Here is a 15,574-nt window from a genome sequence, read left to right as displayed (position 1 = left end):
GTTCTGTTTTGGGAGCCAAACTGGGCGGCTGGTCCATTATCACTTCCACCGTGCCGTCCCCGAAAGTCTCCTCGGCCTGAACCTCTTCGTCCAAACCGGGCATTTCCGATTCCAAGGTTTCTTCCGCCTGGGCCTGAAAAGCCGTCAACTCCTGGTATTCCTCTTCCAGTCCGGCTTCTTCGATTGTCGTTTCCGGTTCGGGCTGGACATGTTCTTTTGTTGCGGCAGGCTCTTCTTCTATGACGGCCGGTTCTTCCTCTTCAATCAACGGTGGACCAGTTTCTGTTATTATTTCTGTCACCGGCACAGCTTCGGGCGGCAACTGTGATGGCTGGTTCTTTGGCTGGGCCTGGGCGTTTTTCTCCAGCAGGTTCCGCATCCTTTGGGCCACGTCCTTGTAGTTGATGTCCAGGATATAGACCTGCTCGTACTCGTCCAGGGCCTTTTGCCGGTCCCCCAGTTGCTCGTTGGCCAGGCCCAGGTTGTAATGCAGCCCCACGTATTCGTTGTCCAAAAACTTCTTGACCGAGATGCCCTGGTTCAGCACCTCGCTGGCCAGGCCGTAATCGCCCTGTTCCAGGAAGGAGATGGCCAGCATCTCAAACCCCTTTAACTGCCTGTTCCCACCCTTGATGGACAGCTGAAAATCTGCAATGGCGTCATCACGCAGGCCCACCTCGCGGTAAAGCATGCCGACGTCGTAATATCTTTCATAAGCTTCAGTGATATTGGTCCAGACCGCGTCCTGGAAATCCTTGCAGAACAAAAACAGCTCTTCTTTTAGCTGGACCTGGTCCATGGCCGGACTGCTGCCGGATGACAATATCCTAGAAAGGGCCTCCTCGTTATTGGGGTCCTTTTCCAGTATCTTTTGATAAACAGATTTTGATTTGCGGTCAAACCCGCGTTTTTGCAGGACCCGGGCGTAGGTCAACTGGGTTTCCAGGATCTTTTTGGGGTTGCCCATTTTAATGGCCACGTCCAGCAAACGATGGTAGGGCACGATGTCCGCCGGGTCCGGCGCGTCCTCGGAATTATCCGAGGCCATCTTGGCCACCATCTGCTCTATCTTTTGCCCCAGTTCCTTCAGGCTCTGATTTTCCGGCAGAAGCGCGGTAATCTTCTTGTGGACCGCGGACATGGCCACAAAATCGTTGCGGACCTTAAGCTGGTCGGCAAAACGAAGCCATTCCCTTACGGCTCCGCTTTTTAGCTGGCTGTTGGCGTAAAGCTCCCCGGCTTTATTATATAATTCTATCCGTCCCTTGTCAATAGATAAAATCTTCTTGGCGGCCACGATGGAACGGGGCAGGTCCCCGGCCTTTTCGCCGATCCGCACCGCCACCTCGTACTGCTCCAGTGCCTTGCGGTCCTCGCCGGTCTCCCGGTAGATATTGGCCAAAGTAAGCACGTGCTCCGGGTTCTCGGCGTCGACCATGGTCAACTGCTCGTAAGCCCGGCGGGCCTTTTCCCACTCGCCTTTTTGGTAAAAGAGATGGGCTTGTTCGTTGAGTCGTTTTATATCAGGCATATTTTTGTTAAGCCAATACCAAAACTAAAGTATACAAAAATCAAGGGTTTAAATCAATAGTTATTTGAACTATTTTTATTTAATATTGACGGACACCGCCTCCAGAACATTCAGGCACAATTCTGCTGACCTGGCGTTAAGCCCGGCCACCTCCTTTTTATGCGCGGTTACAAACCCCTGGTCTCTGATGGAGCCCAGGTTTATCAATACATTCAGTCCGGCACCTTCCACCCCGGCCCGGGCCATCAGGGCCGCCACCCCGGCGTCGGAGGCCGAATTGGCGTTGCCTTTTTGGGCCGCCGTCAGGGAAAGCTCCATCGCCTTTAAACAGGTTTTGGCAGTCTCCAGCGGGACCGCTGCCGCTTTTTTGTAGCCTTCCTCCATGGCCTGGTCCCGGGCGGCCTTCTGTTCCGGAGTTCCCTTGGGCAGGCGCATGGCCTCCATCAGGTCGTTAAAGGCATTGGTGTCCTCGTCCACCGCTTTTGACAGTTTGTCCTTGATCTCCGGCCCCTGTTCGGCCATTTCGGACATCTCTTTCCAGACCTTCTCGTAACCGGGCTTGCCGGCAGTAAGATTGGCCACCATGGCCGAAAGGGCCGCGCACAGGCTGCCGGCCAGGGCCGCCACCGAGCCGCCGCCCGGGGCCGGGGACTCAGAGGAGACCTCGTCCACGAAATCCCTGGCCGTCATGGACATCAGCGGGGCCGGCTTAAGGAAGTTGTATTCCACTATCTTCTTGGCCGGATCGAAATCAGAAAGCTGGTCCAGTCCCAGGGAACGGATGGCGGTCTCCACCAGTTCCTTCTCCGGAACACCGGCCGACTTGCCCTGTTTTTTCAGGTAGAACTTTCCCGCGTCCAGCATCGGTTTTAAGGGAACCAGGCCCACCAGCTCCGAGCCGGTGACTATCAGGCCCAGCTTTTCCGCCTCTTCCCGGGCGGTCTCAAAGACCACATGCAGCGGCGTGGTGTTGTAGTTGATGAGATTTATGGACACCTGGGCCTGGCGGTACTGCTCGATGTACCAGCCGATGGCCCGAACAGCCTTCAGACGGCCGGGGACCTTGACCGAATTGCCCTGGGCATCCTTGACGATCTTGCCGGCAGCGTCCTTTTTGGCCCGGCCCCCCTCGCGGATGTTCAGGGCGATCTCGTTGGCCAGCTTCTTGTCCTTGGTGTTGACATTGACGTTGTAGGCGATTAAAAATTCCCGGGCCCCCACCACGCTGGCTCCCCACTTGTGCTTGAACTTGGCCGGTCCGAAATCAGGCTTCCATTTTGGGTCTTTAAACTTTTCTTCCAGCGCTTCGTATTCACCGGTGCGGATGTCGGCCAGGCTCTGGCGCTCGGGCGAGGCGGCGGCGAATTCGTAGAGGTAGATCGGGATGTCAAGTTCCTCGCCCAGCCGTTTTCCCAGATCTTTGGCTATCTGGACGCACTCGTCCATGGTCACGCCGGAGACCGGCACGAAGGGGCAGACGTCCATGGCCCCCATCCGGGGATGAGCCCCGCTGTGCTTGGACATGTCGATAAGTTCATGGGCCTTCCTGGCGGCCTGGAAGGCCGCTTCCTTCACCCCTTCCGGGGTGCCCACTAAAGTGTAAACCGTGCGATTGGTGTCGGCCCCTGGGTCCACGTCCAAAAGTTTTACGTCCGCCACACCGCGGACGGCGTCGGAAATGGCATCGATGATCTTGCGGTCTCGGCCCTCGGAAAAATTCGGGACGCATTCGACTAACTTGGTCATGCTCTCTCCTGCTCATTTATTATGACATTGTTTGACATTTTACGGACATTAACGCCGGTGGTGTTGATGTAGTTGTTAAGTTTTATGGCCAGAGTTGTGTGTCTTTTCAGGTATTCATCAAGTATTTGCTGGTTTATGTAGCCGCGTTTATGGCTGAACAACATATGGGCTTTTGTCTCGTATAAAGATCCTCTGGCTATCCGGCAAAACTGCTTGTTCTCTTTGTAATGGTATCTTCCAAAACCCTCGGCAATGTTGCTGTAGACCGAAGTTGAAGACCTTCTTAGCTGTGAAGTGAGATTATACCTCTCGTCTTCCGGAAACTTGGCAGTAAGCTCATATATCCAGTCAGCCAAGTCAACGGCCAATTGGTAAATTATCAAATCAGTAAAATCAACGATCTTGTTTGCCATAATACTCCAATGTCAAACAATGTCAATAAATGTCCATTTATGATCCGATGACTATCCTGCCGCGCTTGATAACCGTCTTGACATAGTTGACCCCGTAGTGGTACGGAATATACCTATAATTGGGAATGTCCATGATCAGCAGGTCCGCCTGCTTGCCGACTTCGATGGAACCGATCCGGTCGCCCCGGTTCAAGGCGCAGGCCGAGTTGTAGGTGGCGGCGCAGATGGCCTCGGCCGGGGTCAGCCCCAGGTACAGGCAGGCCAGCCCGATGATGAACGGCATATTTTCGATGGTGCAGGAACCGGGATTGTGGTCGGTGGCCAAGGCCACCGGAATGCCCATCTCAATCATCTTGCGGGCCGGGGCGTAGTTCTTCTTGATGGTCAGGCTGGTGCCCGGAAGCAGCACGGCGATGGTCCCGGCCGCTTTCATCAGTTCCAGCCCGGCCTGCGAGGGGTACAGCAGGTGCTCGGCGCTGATGGCCTTGACCTTGCCGGCCACTTCGGCCGCGCCCACCGAGGCCAGCTCGTCGGCGTGGATCTTGGGGATCATCCCGTAATTGCTGGCGGTTCCCAGTATCTTTATGGCTTCTTCCGGAGTGAACACGCCCTGGTCGCAGAACACATCACAGAACTCAGCCAGCTTCTGTTCTGCTATCTTCGGTATCATCTCTTTGCAAATTAACTGGACATACCCTGCGCGATCGATTTCGCTTTCGTTATTTGCATTCGTTTTCCGAAATTCCTCAGGAAACTCATGCGCCCCCATGAAGGTGGAAACCACCTCTATCGGCTGAAGGTCGTTCAAATCCCGGTTGACCTCCAATTGCTTTATTTCGCTTTTGGTCTCCAGGCCGTAGCCGCTTTTGGATTCCACCGTGGTAGTTCCCCAAAGAAGCATACGGTCCAGGCGTTTCACAGCGTCGCGCTTTAAGACCTCGCGGGAAGCCAGCCTGGTGGCCTTGACGGTGGAACGGATGCCCCCGCCTTTGGCGGCGATCTCCTGATACGAAACGCCCGAGGCCCGCATCTCGAACTCGTCCTCACGGGAGCCGCCGTAGACCAGGTGGGTGTGGCAGTCCACGAAGCCTGGCATCACCACTTGGTTCCCGGCGTCGATGACCTTGGTGTGGGGCAATAGTTTCAGCTTGGGCTTGAGGTCGGATGTTTTGCCCACCGCTACGATCTTGCCGTTCTCAATGGCAACGAGACCGTCCTCGATGATGCCGAGGTCGGACATGGCGGACCCCACCCTTGCCTTTCCCTCCCCTCGAGGGGAGGGTTGGGAGGGGTTCATTAGCGTCAGCAATTGTCCGATATGTTGGATGATGAGGTGCATATAGAAGAATCAATATTTACTTCATCATGGGTATTGTTACTTTTTTCTGCTTCGCCACCTGCTTGGCAATGTCATACCCCGCGTCCACATGGCGCAAAATGCCCATCCCGGGGTCGTTGGTCAATACCCGCTCGATCCTATTGGCCATCTCCTTGGTGCCGTCGGCCACCGTCACCTGCCCGGCGTGGATGGAATAGCCTATCCCCACTCCCCCGCCGTGATGAATGGAAACCCAAGAAGCCCCGGAGGCCACGTTGACCATGGCGTTCAGCAGCGGCCAGTCGGCTATGGCGTCAGAGCCGTCCTTCATGGCCTCGGTCTCGCGGTTGGGCGAGGCCACCGAGCCGCAGTCCAGATGGTCCCGGCCGATGACGATGGGAGCTTTGATCTTCCCCTTCTTCACCAGGTCGTTGAACAGCAGTCCGGCCTTGTCGCGTTCGCCGTAACCCAACCAGCAGATCCTGGCCGGCAGGCCCTGGAAATGGACCTTCTTTTGGGCCATCTTGATCCAGCGGGCCAGGTGGGCATTCTTGGGGAACAGTTTCAGCACCGCGTCATCTGTCACCGCAATATCCTTGGGATCGCCGGACAACGCCGCCCAGCGGAACGGGCCCTTGCCTTCGCAGAACAGGTCGCGGATGTATTCCGGCACAAAGCCCGGCACGTCAAAGGCATTCTTGATGCCGTGCTTCACCGCCTGGCCCCGGATGTTGTTGCCGTAGTCAAAAGCGATGGCACCCTGCTTCTGCATGTCCAGCATGGCCTGCATGTGGACGGCCATCGACTGGAGGCTTCGCTTCTTGTATTCCTCGGGATTGTCCTTGCGCAGCCACAGCGCATCGTTCAGCGTGATGCCGTGCGGCACGTAGCCGTTCAGCTCGTCGTGGGCCGAGGTCTGGTCGGTGACCACGTCGGGGATCACGCCCCGGCGAACCAGTTCGGGAAGCACGTCGGCGCAGTTTCCCACCAGCCCAACCGATAATGCTTCGCCTTTATTCACCGCGTCACGGACCAGCTTCAGCGCATTATCAAGATTGACGCTCATCACGTCGCAATAGCCGGTGGCTATCCGTTTCTTTATCCTCTCCGGATCCACTTCGACATTGAGTATCACGCCCTCGTTCATGGTAACGGACAAGGGCTGGGCCCCGGACATCCCGCCCATGCCGCCGGTCAGCACCCACTTGCCCTTTAGCGTGCCGCCGAAATGTTTTTGGGCCAGGGCGCCGAAGGTCTCGTATGTTCCCTGTAAAATCCCCTGGGTGCCGATATAGATCCAGCTTCCGGCGGTCATCTGCCCGTACATGATCAGGCCCAGCGCCTCAAGCTTGCGGAAATAGTCCCAGTTGGCCCAATGGGGCACCAGGTTGGAGTTGGCGATCAGCACCCGCGGGCAATGGGGATGGGTCTGCAGGATGCCCACCGGCTTGCCGGACTGGACTAAAAGGGTCTCGTCCTCCTTAAGTTTCTTAAGCGACTTGATGATGGCATGGTAGCAGTCCCAGTTGCGGGCCGCCCGGCCGTTGCCGCCGTAAACTATCAGGTCCTCCGGCCGCTCGGCCACCACCGGGTCCAGGTTGTTCATCAGCATCCGCATGGCGGCTTCCTGCTGCCAGCCCTGGCAGGAGATCTTTGTGCCGTGGGGGGATTTGATTATATTGGGCATGGGGTTTGGTCCTCGATATATGATTCTATTGTTGGGACACGGCATGCCGTGTCCTTACGTTATTTTGAAAGGTCGTCTATGGTCTTCAGCCTGGCCAGCAGCGGCGGGTGGGAATAGTGAAAGATGACATACAGCGGGTGCGGGAAAAGATTGCTCAGGTTCTTCTGGCTGAGTTTTATCAACGCCCCCTTCATATCCGCCGCCGAAGGATTGAGCTGTAATGCGTAGGCATCCGATTGGTACTCATATTTGCGAGACTGCCAGTTCATCAACGGCGAAAGCAGCAGATTCAGCGGTTCAAACAGGATCGACACCACGTAAAGGGCCACGCCTATCAACGGCCCGTTGAAACCCATTTGTTCAAACAGCCCGCCCAGGCCGATGGCGTTATATATCCAGGGATGGGCCAGGATCCGTGAGGCGGCGAACAACAGCGCCCCGGAGAGCAATGACACCGCGGCGATCATTTTGAAGATGTGCTTCATCTTCCAGTGCCCGATCTCGTGACCCATCACCGACAACAGTTCCTGGTGGCTGTAATTTTTGACCATGGTATCGTAGAACACGATCCGCCGGGTCTTCCCCATTCCGGTGAAAAAGGCATTGTCGTGGGTGCTGCGTTTGGAAGCATCCATCTGATAGACCCCGGCCAGGGGAAAATCGGCCTTCCTGGCCATTTCCAGTATCTTGTTCTTAAGCTCCTCGTCTTCCAGCGGCACGAACTTGTTGAATAGCGGCATCAGCACCACCGGTGACAGGAATATCATTAAGAAGGCAAAAGACACCACCAGGCCCCAGGCCGCCAGCCACCACAAAGTTCCCAGCCAGTTGATGCACAGATAAAAGCCCGAGAACAGCAGGCCCATTAAAACGCCCGAGACCAGCAAACTCTTTACCTGATCTCCCAGCCAGGTCTTGATGGTGATGGTGGAAAACTCGTATTTCTTTTCCAGTTTAAAATCGGAATAGAGCGAGGCGGGTATCCCTGACAGGTAGCCGATCATCATCAAAATTAGCATCGCCGCCAGGCCCTGAAGCAGCGGCGTAATTTTAAGGGCACCGGCCCATAGCGTTAACCTGGCAACCATTCCCGTAGTGAAGATCAATATGACCACTGCGGTCGAAACAAACTCGCTCCAGTATCCCAGTTTGGTCTTGGCCGCAGTATACTCAGCGATCAGTGATATTTTGGGTCCATCAAACAGTAACGAGACCTCCGGCGGCAGGCCCTTCTTGATGCTGGCTCTCAGGTGTGCTAGGTTAAGCCCGGACAACAAACTGGAAACCAGGTAGCCGAAGACCAGTATGCCAATTATCAGATTCATTCTAATATTATATTTTTTATTTATGATTTTATGTTCTACTCCAGGCTTCCCACGGCCTTCTCCACTTCCTCCAACACCTGGCCGGACCTGACCAATTCCTTCATGGCGGTGTGGTCCTTGTAAAGCGGGCGGTCGATCTCCAGGAAATCCACGTGTTTGCGGACAACTTCCCTGGCCTTGGCGGTGCCGGCGCCAAACTTGTAATCCCGCAGATCCAAAGCCTGGGCGGCGGCCATCATCTCGATGCCCAATATGCCATAGGCGTTGTCCAGTATCTGGAAATTCTTGATGGCGGTGTTCATGCCCATGGAGACAAAATCCTCCTGGTCGGCCGCCGCCGGGATGGACTGGATGGAGGCCGGGGTGGAAAGTATCTTCTGTTCAACTATCAGGGTGTCGGCGGTGTACTGGGAGAGCATCAGGCCGGAGAACATCCCTCCGCTTTTGGTCAAAAATGCCGGCAGGCCCACGCTGAGGGCCGGGTTGTTGAGCCGGTTCATCCGGCGCTCGGAAAGAATGCTGACCATGGTGATGCAGTATCCGGCCATATCCATCGGCACGCCCACCGGCGAGCCCTGGAAATTGGCCCCGGAAAGCTGGAGGTTCTCCTCCGGGAAGAAGATGGGATTGTCCCCCACCCCGTTCAATTCTATCTCCACCTGGGACCGGGCGTAGGCCAAAGCATCGTGAGCCGCGCCGATCACCTGGGGGGTGGAGCGCATGGAATAGGCGTCCTGGACCTTGCACTTGACTCGGCCCTCGTTCAGGTCGCCGTCGGCCACCATTTTGCGGATGGCCGCCGCGCTGCGCACCGCGCCCTTGAAGCCGCGGGCCTCGTGCAGTTTTGCGATGTACGGTTTCATATTGGCTTTCAGGGCCTCCAGCGACATGGCGGCCGCTATCTCGGCCTGCTTAAGCCAGCGGTTGGCGTCGTAAAGGAAGATGGCGCTCATGGCGGTCAGCACGTTGGAGCCGTTGATGGTGCCCAGTCCGTCCCGGGCCTGCAGTCCGGGTATCTTGATCCCGGCCTGGTCCATGGCCTCCTTGCCGGGCAACAGCTGTCCCTGGTAATAGGCCTGTCCTTCTCCCAAAAGAAGCAGGGCTATCTGGGACATGGGAGCCAGGTCGCCGCAGGCGCCAACTGAACCCTTTTGGCAGACGTAAGGGGTGACCCCCTTGTTCAGCATCTCCACCAGGGTCAAAGTGATCTCGGGGCGGATGCCGGAGTTGCCGTGGGCGTGGACGTTGATCCGACCGGCCATGGCTCCCCGCACATATTCTATGGGGGCCGGGTCGCCGATCCCGGCGGCATGGTTGTATATCAAGTATTTCTGAAAATCCCTGACCTGGTCGTCATTCAGCACCACCTCGGAGAATTCGCCGATGCCGGTATTGACACCGTACATGATCTCATGGGCCTCGATCTTCTTCTCCAGCATGGCCCGGCATTTTTTGATCCGCTCCAAAGCCTCGGGGGCCAGCTCCACTTTTTCGTTATGGCGGGCGATCCTGACTATTTTTTCGATGGTCAACCCGGAACCGCTGATTATGATGGGCATGTTACTGTTCTCCTACAATCTATTTTTTAAACTCATCCCCTCTCTCCCCTTCTCTTACAAGAGAAGGGGCAGGGGGTTGAGTTAGGTTATTTGAGTTTTCCTATGCTCTTCTCCACTGCATCCAATATATTTCCATCCAATATCATATCGTTAATGGCTTCTATGTCCAGATGGAACTCCCGGTCCTGCTTGAACGCTTTGACGCCATGGCGAATGACCTGACAGGCCGCGTCCACCCCTTTGCCCGGTTTCAGCGGCTTCAGGAACTCCAGCCCCTGGGCGGCGGCCAGCAGTTCGCAGGCCAGCACATAGCGGACATTGCCGCAGATCTGGCCGGCCTTGCGGGCTCCGAAGGTTCCCATGGAAACGTGGTCCTCCTGGTTGGCCGAGGTGGGAATGGAGTCGACCGACGAAGGATGGGCCAGCACCTTGTTCTCGGAGACCAGCGAGGCGGCGGTGTTCTGGGTGATCATCAGCCCGGAGTTCAAGCCCCCGTGTTCGGTCAGGAACCCCGGCAGTCCGGAAAGAGAGGTGTCCAGCAGCCGGGCCAAACGCCGTTCGGAGATGTCGGCCAGCTCGGCCGCTGCGATGCCCAGGTAATCCATGGCCAGGGCCACCGGCTGTCCGTGGAAATTTCCGCCCGAGAGAACATCGTGCTCTTTTGCGAATACCAGGGGGTTGTCGGTGACCGAGTTCAACTCCGTCTCCAGCACCTGCCGGATGTGCTTCAGGGCGGTCCTGGTGGCGCCGTGCACCTGGGGCATGCAGCGCAGGGAATAGGAATCCTGAACCTTCTGACAGTCCTTATGGGACCTTCTGATCTGGCTGCCGGAAAGAAGTATTCGGAGGTTTTCGGCCGAATCCATCTGCCCGCTGTGCGGCCGTAAGGCCTGGATCCGGGGGTCAAAGGCCTTGTCCGTGCCCCGCAAAGCCTCCAGAGACATGGCTCCGGCGATATCGGATATTTTGCAGAGCTTTTCGGCCTCCAGCAGATTCAATATGCCTACTGCAGTCATCACTTCCGTTCCGTTGGTAATGGCCAAACCTTCCTTGGCTTTCAGGATCAAAGGCTTCATCCCCGTTATTTTCAGGGCATCGGCCCCGTTGACGATCTTTCCCTTATAAAAGGCCTGGCCCCGCCCGATCATCACCAGCCCGATATGGGCCAGGGGCGAAAGGTCGCCGGAGGCGCCCACCGAACCCTGCTGCGGGACCAGGGGGATGATATCATTGTTTAAAAGCCCCAGCAGCTGCCGGACCACCACCGGACGGACGCCCGAAGCTCCCTGGCAGAGCTGATTAGCCTGCAAAAGCATGATCGCCTTGACCTGGCAGGGCTGGAACATCTGCCCCACCCCGGTGGCATGGCTTTTTATCAGATTCTCCTGGAGCCTGTCGATCTCGTCCAGCGAGATCCGGACCTCGGCGAATTTCCCGAACCCGGTAGTGATGCCGTAGACCGTCCTGTTTTCCTTGATTATCCGTTCCACCACTCTGCGGCCGGAAACCAGGCGGGACATTGCTGATGCCGATAGTGTCAGCTGGGTTTCCAGTGACGCCACCGCCCCGACAGTTTCCAGGGTCAACGGTCTTTGCCCGACAATAACTTTTTGCATAGTATCAACTTCTATAAGTATGTGAACCATTATTTTAGCCAATTTGGCTGAATAAGTCAATGGGAAAAGCCCCCGTTCATTAACGGGAGCTTTTATTGAAACAGCGGGTATGATGGTTATTTCAGGTCTTCATTTTGGATCACTTCGGCGCTGATGTATTTGATCCAATTGGGGTCGGTTCGCTCATTTTTGGATTTGGAGTACATAAGTTGGAACCTGCCAAAACTTGACTTGTCAACAAAAATGAATTTGTTACCATCGTAATAACGCCAGATCTCAACCGGACGGTATTGCCCCTGCATGGTCTTGCTTTCAACCTCGTTGGGAGTTCCATATTTAATGTAAAGCCGGCCCCGGTCGGTCTGGCTTCCCTTCATTCCACCCCGGTTCTTCTCTCCAAATTTAATGTTGGCATCCTTATACCGCCGGGCGTGCTCCAGCAATGCTTCATTCTCCTGGGTGGCCGGATTTGTATCGCGGGACTTCCAAAACCTGCGCAGGAATTCATTTTTCCCGTTTTCATCAAATTTTTTAAATTGTTCTATTTCCCGCGAGGTGGCGATATAGCCTATTTCATAATAATACTCACCGCCTTCCTTCTGCAACGCCTGTATCTCTTCATCTAATTTGTCCCCAGCCCCGATGACCTCTGTCAAGGGTTTTCTTTTGATATGGACTCCGGTCTGGGAATATGCCAGCAATTTTCCGGTTCCATCCTTCAGCTGGGCTTTAATCATGTACAATCCGTCAGGAAAACTGTCCAGGTTAATTCCTCCAGTCTGAATGATCTGTCCGGTACGTTCAGTAATGTCGTTATTGGCGATAGTGTTGATCACCGGTTGCGAAGTTGAATTCAGGGATATCTGAACATATCTGCTCCCGCCTGTCGTATCAGAGGCAGGCCGGTATACTTCAAAGTAATAATATAAATTACCGTAGGCCCCGCCGAATTCACGGGAAGAGTGCGGTTTGATCTGAAGTTTTCCTTTAGAAAAACGGTTTTTCAGGGAATCTAGATAGATGTCCGAAGCCACCTGTATCTGGCTGACCGTTATAACCTCCCGGTTTATGAAAGGAACCAATATCTCTTTTTCTAAAGTTCCGATATTCCCTCCATTCAGATCGCTGACCATGAATTTGAGGCGATAATCACCCGGTTTCAAATTATTGGCGACTATCAGATCAATGGTGGCCAAGTCACGGCGTTCGATCTCCTGGGCTGTAGGAACGTTAAGGTTGGAGACCCAATCCTCATTTATAAAATACTTGCCGCTGGAATCACGGAACTGAATCAGCGTCTTATAACTAATGGTCCTTTGATCTGCGTTTTGTTTGACCACAAAATCCTTGACCGGCAGGCTCCAATATATCTCCTGCCAGGTTTTCCCGCTGTCTCCGGCAAAGGCAGCTCCGTCCACCCAAAACTTGATGGTGCCGTCGGAGGAAATCGGCCAGCTTTGAGCAAGTGAATACAACGCCAAAAACAGGACCAGCGCCATTGCCGGAACCCGATGTATTTTTAGATGGATGTTCATTTTACCCTCTCTCTTTTTGGATAGATCAATTCGTAATCTCCTATGCCTTTGCGGTCCATGAAAACATACCGGCGTCCGTCGGAATAGTAGTACCAGATCTCATAGGCCGGATATTCCAGTTCAAAGGGATGCCGTTCGATCTCATCCGCCAGGCCGAAAAGAATATAGACCAGGCCCATGTCGCTTTTCCAGCCGGACTTGAAGACAGAACCAAACTGTTCGTTGGCATAATTCACCCGGTCATAGTAGCTGTCGCGAAATTCATTGACCGAGGTGCTAGTATCAGGGTCCCGCAATTGCCAAAAACGCATCAACAGCGTTTCTCTTAAGGCAGGCGAAGCCTTTCGCAGCGAGTCCAGTTCCCGCCCGGTCGAGATATATTCCAGCTGATCTATCTGCTCCCGGTAATCTTTGGCAGTTATGAATTTTGAATTGCGGACGAAAAGTGACTCACCGGACACAGCAGATTGTCCCGATTGCTGGACTTCAAGTCTCAGGACATAACTTCCGGTTAAAAGGCTGTCGGACCTTATGCTCTTGGTTATTCCCTGGTCTCCGGACGGCCCCATTGTTTCCTTTAAAGACCAGGCGGCCATGGCGGAGCCGAAACGGGTCAGACTGTAGCTGGCCTGGAGCGACTCCGGCTGGCCTGAATAAATCCGGTAGAACAGGCTGATGTCGCCGTTGCCGTCCCCGTACTGCCTTTTAGGCCAGGGGATCAATACTTCATCCTGCATTTTTTGGAACCGCAGTCCGCTGATCGCCAGCCTTCCCGGCGGAATGTTCCGTATTTCAATTTTAATGTCAGCTTCACCCCGGCGTTCCGAATTGTTGTCGGTGCAGATGATCAGTAATTTATATTTCCCGGGGATGACCTTCAGGCTGAAAGTATCGCAAACCAGATAGTTGCCCTTCTGCAGTTCCTGGTATTTATCAACCGTCAGTTGCCTTTCCCAGGAATCACCGGCCACCTGGCCTCCGTTGGCATCCATCACGATCACCGAAAAACTGTAGGCCGCCTTGAATTGACCGCCTTGGGCCACGAACTGGACCTGGTCGTACGGCAGGGAATATGAGATCTCTGCCCGGGTCCCTTCCGGCGTCTGGAACTGGGTGACCTGATAATAAAATCTGACCGCGCCCTGGCTGAGGCCGAAACTCTGTCCAGTCTCCGAGGGCCTTGTTCCCATGGCCCACAGGATCGAAGCATTCAAGCCGATCAAAAGAAGTAGGATCTTTATTGTTCTCATAACGATCAAGTTTATTATAAAAATGGTTGGATATCAAGCCCAATTATATATTATTATTTACAGGCCTGACCTTATGCCAGTAAAAATATCCGCCCCCGGTCCCCAGTAGTATTGCCGCCAGCAAAAGATACCAGGGGTTCAACTCCCGGCTGCGGGCTTCAATTTTCAACCCTGCGGCTGTGACCTGGCCCAGCGGGCGGTTCCAGACCAGGCGGCCGGACTGGACGGAATCCGAATTGTGGCTGACGATCTGCCCGGGCAGGGACAGTTCGTGTCTGATCCGATAAGTGTTCTGATCGGCGGCCGGAGATTCAGGTTCAGGCTTGGAAGCCGATATGTTTTCCAGATATTCGTAGTAAACCCACAGGCCCGATCTGGTGATATTGACTATTACAGAATCGTTTTCGCCGGAGAATAGCTCCACCCTGCCCGTCCGGTAATCCCAGGTCAATTTTAAACTGCCGTCGTCCAGTTCAGTTTTGGCGGAGCCGGTCAATTTTACTCCCGGCTTTTCCTGCAGGCCCTGGCCCGGGATGCGGAAAAGCTTTCCCGAACCGCCGGTCTTCTTGTAAAGCCCGGCCATCATCGGATCCATCACTATCTCAACCGTCCTGGTACCGCCGCCCCGGCGGTTGACCGCGGTCTGGACATCCACCGAAAAACAGCCGCAGCATGAAATGACCAGGAGCAGCAGGGCCGGATAAAGTTTAAGGCGAAGTTTCACTCTTCGCCTTTCTTCTTGATCATCTTAAGCCTAAAGATGTCCTCCCGCTCCCTCTGCTCCAGCACGCCCTTGATGTAGCTCATCTCCCGGTATATCCTGGGGATCACCACCTGCTCCAGGGCGTTGACCCGGCGGGTGGTTTTCTTGATCTCGGAACCCAGGCGCTTTAGCCGGGTCTCGCTGCCGGCCACCACTATCAACAGGTCGATCATCTGTTCAAAGGAATCCGCCGTCTTCAGCGAACGGTGGGTGGCCGCGGTGGGGCTGTATCCCCGGGTGAACTGGTCGCGCACCACGCTGTCGGCCGAGACCTCCGGGATCTTGATGCCCCAGACGTTCTTTTCCGAGACGTTGAGCCGGATATCTCGGCGGCCCGGCAGGGCCGAGGACTCCAAAGGCTGGCGGCCTTCAAAGGCCACCGCCATATTCAGCAATTCCACCGCCTGCTGGGAGGTCTGGTTCAGCTGTTCCCGGGAGGCCAGGGAGTTCTTGACCACCACAAAAAAGTCGGTGACCAAGGCGTCCCGTTTCTTTTTAAGCAGGTCCACGCCCTGTTTGGCCAGGGACACCTGGGCCTTGCGGCCCAGCAGGTTCATTCTGGTTGGTGATACGTTTTCCATTTAAAATATATCAAATGTATGGATGAAATTAGAATTTAAAGCCGGTGAATATCTCGTATTTGCTTGTCACATCCTGCCGAAGTTTGCGCCCGTAGGCGCCGGTGGTATCGGCCGGTTTCTTGTTTGATTCAAGTTTTCCGAGCAGGAAACCGCTGTCGGCCGCGGCAAAGCTGTATTCCGGGTCAGCCCGGTACTCGTAAATCAAATACTTTCCGGATAATACTTCAGCCTCTACAATATTGCCGTCCTT

At 54.9% G+C, this 15,574-nt stretch carries 13 protein-coding genes; all 13 read right to left on the bottom strand.

The window, feature by feature from the left end; translation table 11 throughout:
• The coding region (locus Q7U71_10935; GenBank protein ID MDO9392271.1) for a tetratricopeptide repeat protein at positions 1 to 1,531 on the bottom strand (1,531 nt) is incomplete at its 3' end.
• Positions 1,532 to 1,606: 75 nt separating this feature from the next.
• On the bottom strand, positions 1,607 to 3,277 hold the full coding sequence (gene ftcD, locus Q7U71_10930; GenBank protein MDO9392270.1) for a glutamate formimidoyltransferase: 1,671 nt from the start codon (positions 3,275 to 3,277) through the stop codon (positions 1,607 to 1,609).
• Positions 3,274 to 3,690 (bottom strand): four helix bundle protein, encoded by a 417-nt coding sequence (locus Q7U71_10925; GenBank protein MDO9392269.1) that lies wholly within the window; start codon positions 3,688 to 3,690, stop codon positions 3,274 to 3,276. The genes ftcD and Q7U71_10925 overlap by 4 nt, the downstream gene beginning before the upstream one ends.
• A 37-nt stretch (positions 3,691 to 3,727) precedes the next feature.
• Positions 3,728 to 4,930 (bottom strand): imidazolonepropionase, encoded by a 1,203-nt coding sequence (hutI, locus tag Q7U71_10920; GenBank protein MDO9392268.1) that lies wholly within the window; start codon positions 4,928 to 4,930, stop codon positions 3,728 to 3,730.
• Positions 4,931 to 5,045: 115 nt separating this feature from the next.
• A complete protein-coding gene (hutU, locus tag Q7U71_10915; GenBank protein ID MDO9392267.1) occupies positions 5,046 to 6,695 on the bottom strand; it encodes a urocanate hydratase in 1,650 nt (549 codons plus the stop codon).
• 59 nt (positions 6,696 to 6,754) lie between these two features.
• The gene (locus tag Q7U71_10910; GenBank protein ID MDO9392266.1) at positions 6,755 to 8,020 is read right to left on the bottom strand and encodes a M48 family metallopeptidase; all 1,266 of its coding nucleotides are present in this window, start codon (positions 8,018 to 8,020) and stop codon (positions 6,755 to 6,757) included.
• A 35-nt stretch (positions 8,021 to 8,055) separates the two neighbouring features.
• A complete protein-coding gene (locus Q7U71_10905) occupies positions 8,056 to 9,579 on the bottom strand; it encodes an aromatic amino acid ammonia-lyase (protein MDO9392265.1) in 1,524 nt (507 codons plus the stop codon).
• A gap of 86 nt (positions 9,580 to 9,665) precedes the next feature.
• The gene (gene hutH, locus Q7U71_10900) at positions 9,666 to 11,195 is read right to left on the bottom strand and encodes a histidine ammonia-lyase (protein MDO9392264.1); all 1,530 of its coding nucleotides are present in this window, start codon (positions 11,193 to 11,195) and stop codon (positions 9,666 to 9,668) included.
• 116 nt (positions 11,196 to 11,311) lie between these two features.
• On the bottom strand, positions 11,312 to 12,730 hold the full coding sequence (locus Q7U71_10895) for a GWxTD domain-containing protein (GenBank protein MDO9392263.1): 1,419 nt from the start codon (positions 12,728 to 12,730) through the stop codon (positions 11,312 to 11,314).
• On the bottom strand, positions 12,727 to 13,980 hold the full coding sequence (locus tag Q7U71_10890) for a GWxTD domain-containing protein (protein MDO9392262.1): 1,254 nt from the start codon (positions 13,978 to 13,980) through the stop codon (positions 12,727 to 12,729). The genes Q7U71_10895 and Q7U71_10890 overlap by 4 nt, the downstream gene beginning before the upstream one ends.
• Positions 13,981 to 14,023: 43 nt before the next feature.
• A complete protein-coding gene (locus Q7U71_10885; GenBank protein MDO9392261.1) occupies positions 14,024 to 14,704 on the bottom strand; it encodes a hypothetical protein in 681 nt (226 codons plus the stop codon).
• Positions 14,701 to 15,324, bottom strand: coding sequence for a V-type ATP synthase subunit D (locus Q7U71_10880; protein ID MDO9392260.1), 624 nt, complete (start codon positions 15,322 to 15,324; stop codon positions 14,701 to 14,703). Before Q7U71_10880 ends, Q7U71_10885 begins: the two co-directional genes overlap by 4 nt.
• A gap of 28 nt (positions 15,325 to 15,352) precedes the next feature.
• On the bottom strand, positions 15,353 to 15,574 hold a 222-nt coding region (locus tag Q7U71_10875), incomplete at its 5' end, for a hypothetical protein (GenBank protein MDO9392259.1).

The sequence above is a fragment of the bacterium genome (genome assembly GCA_030655055.1).
GTDB lineage: Bacteria > Edwardsbacteria > AC1 > AC1 > EtOH8 > UBA5202.
Note: the sequence above shows the minus strand (reverse complement) of the source record. Positions and strands in the feature narration are given on the sequence as shown.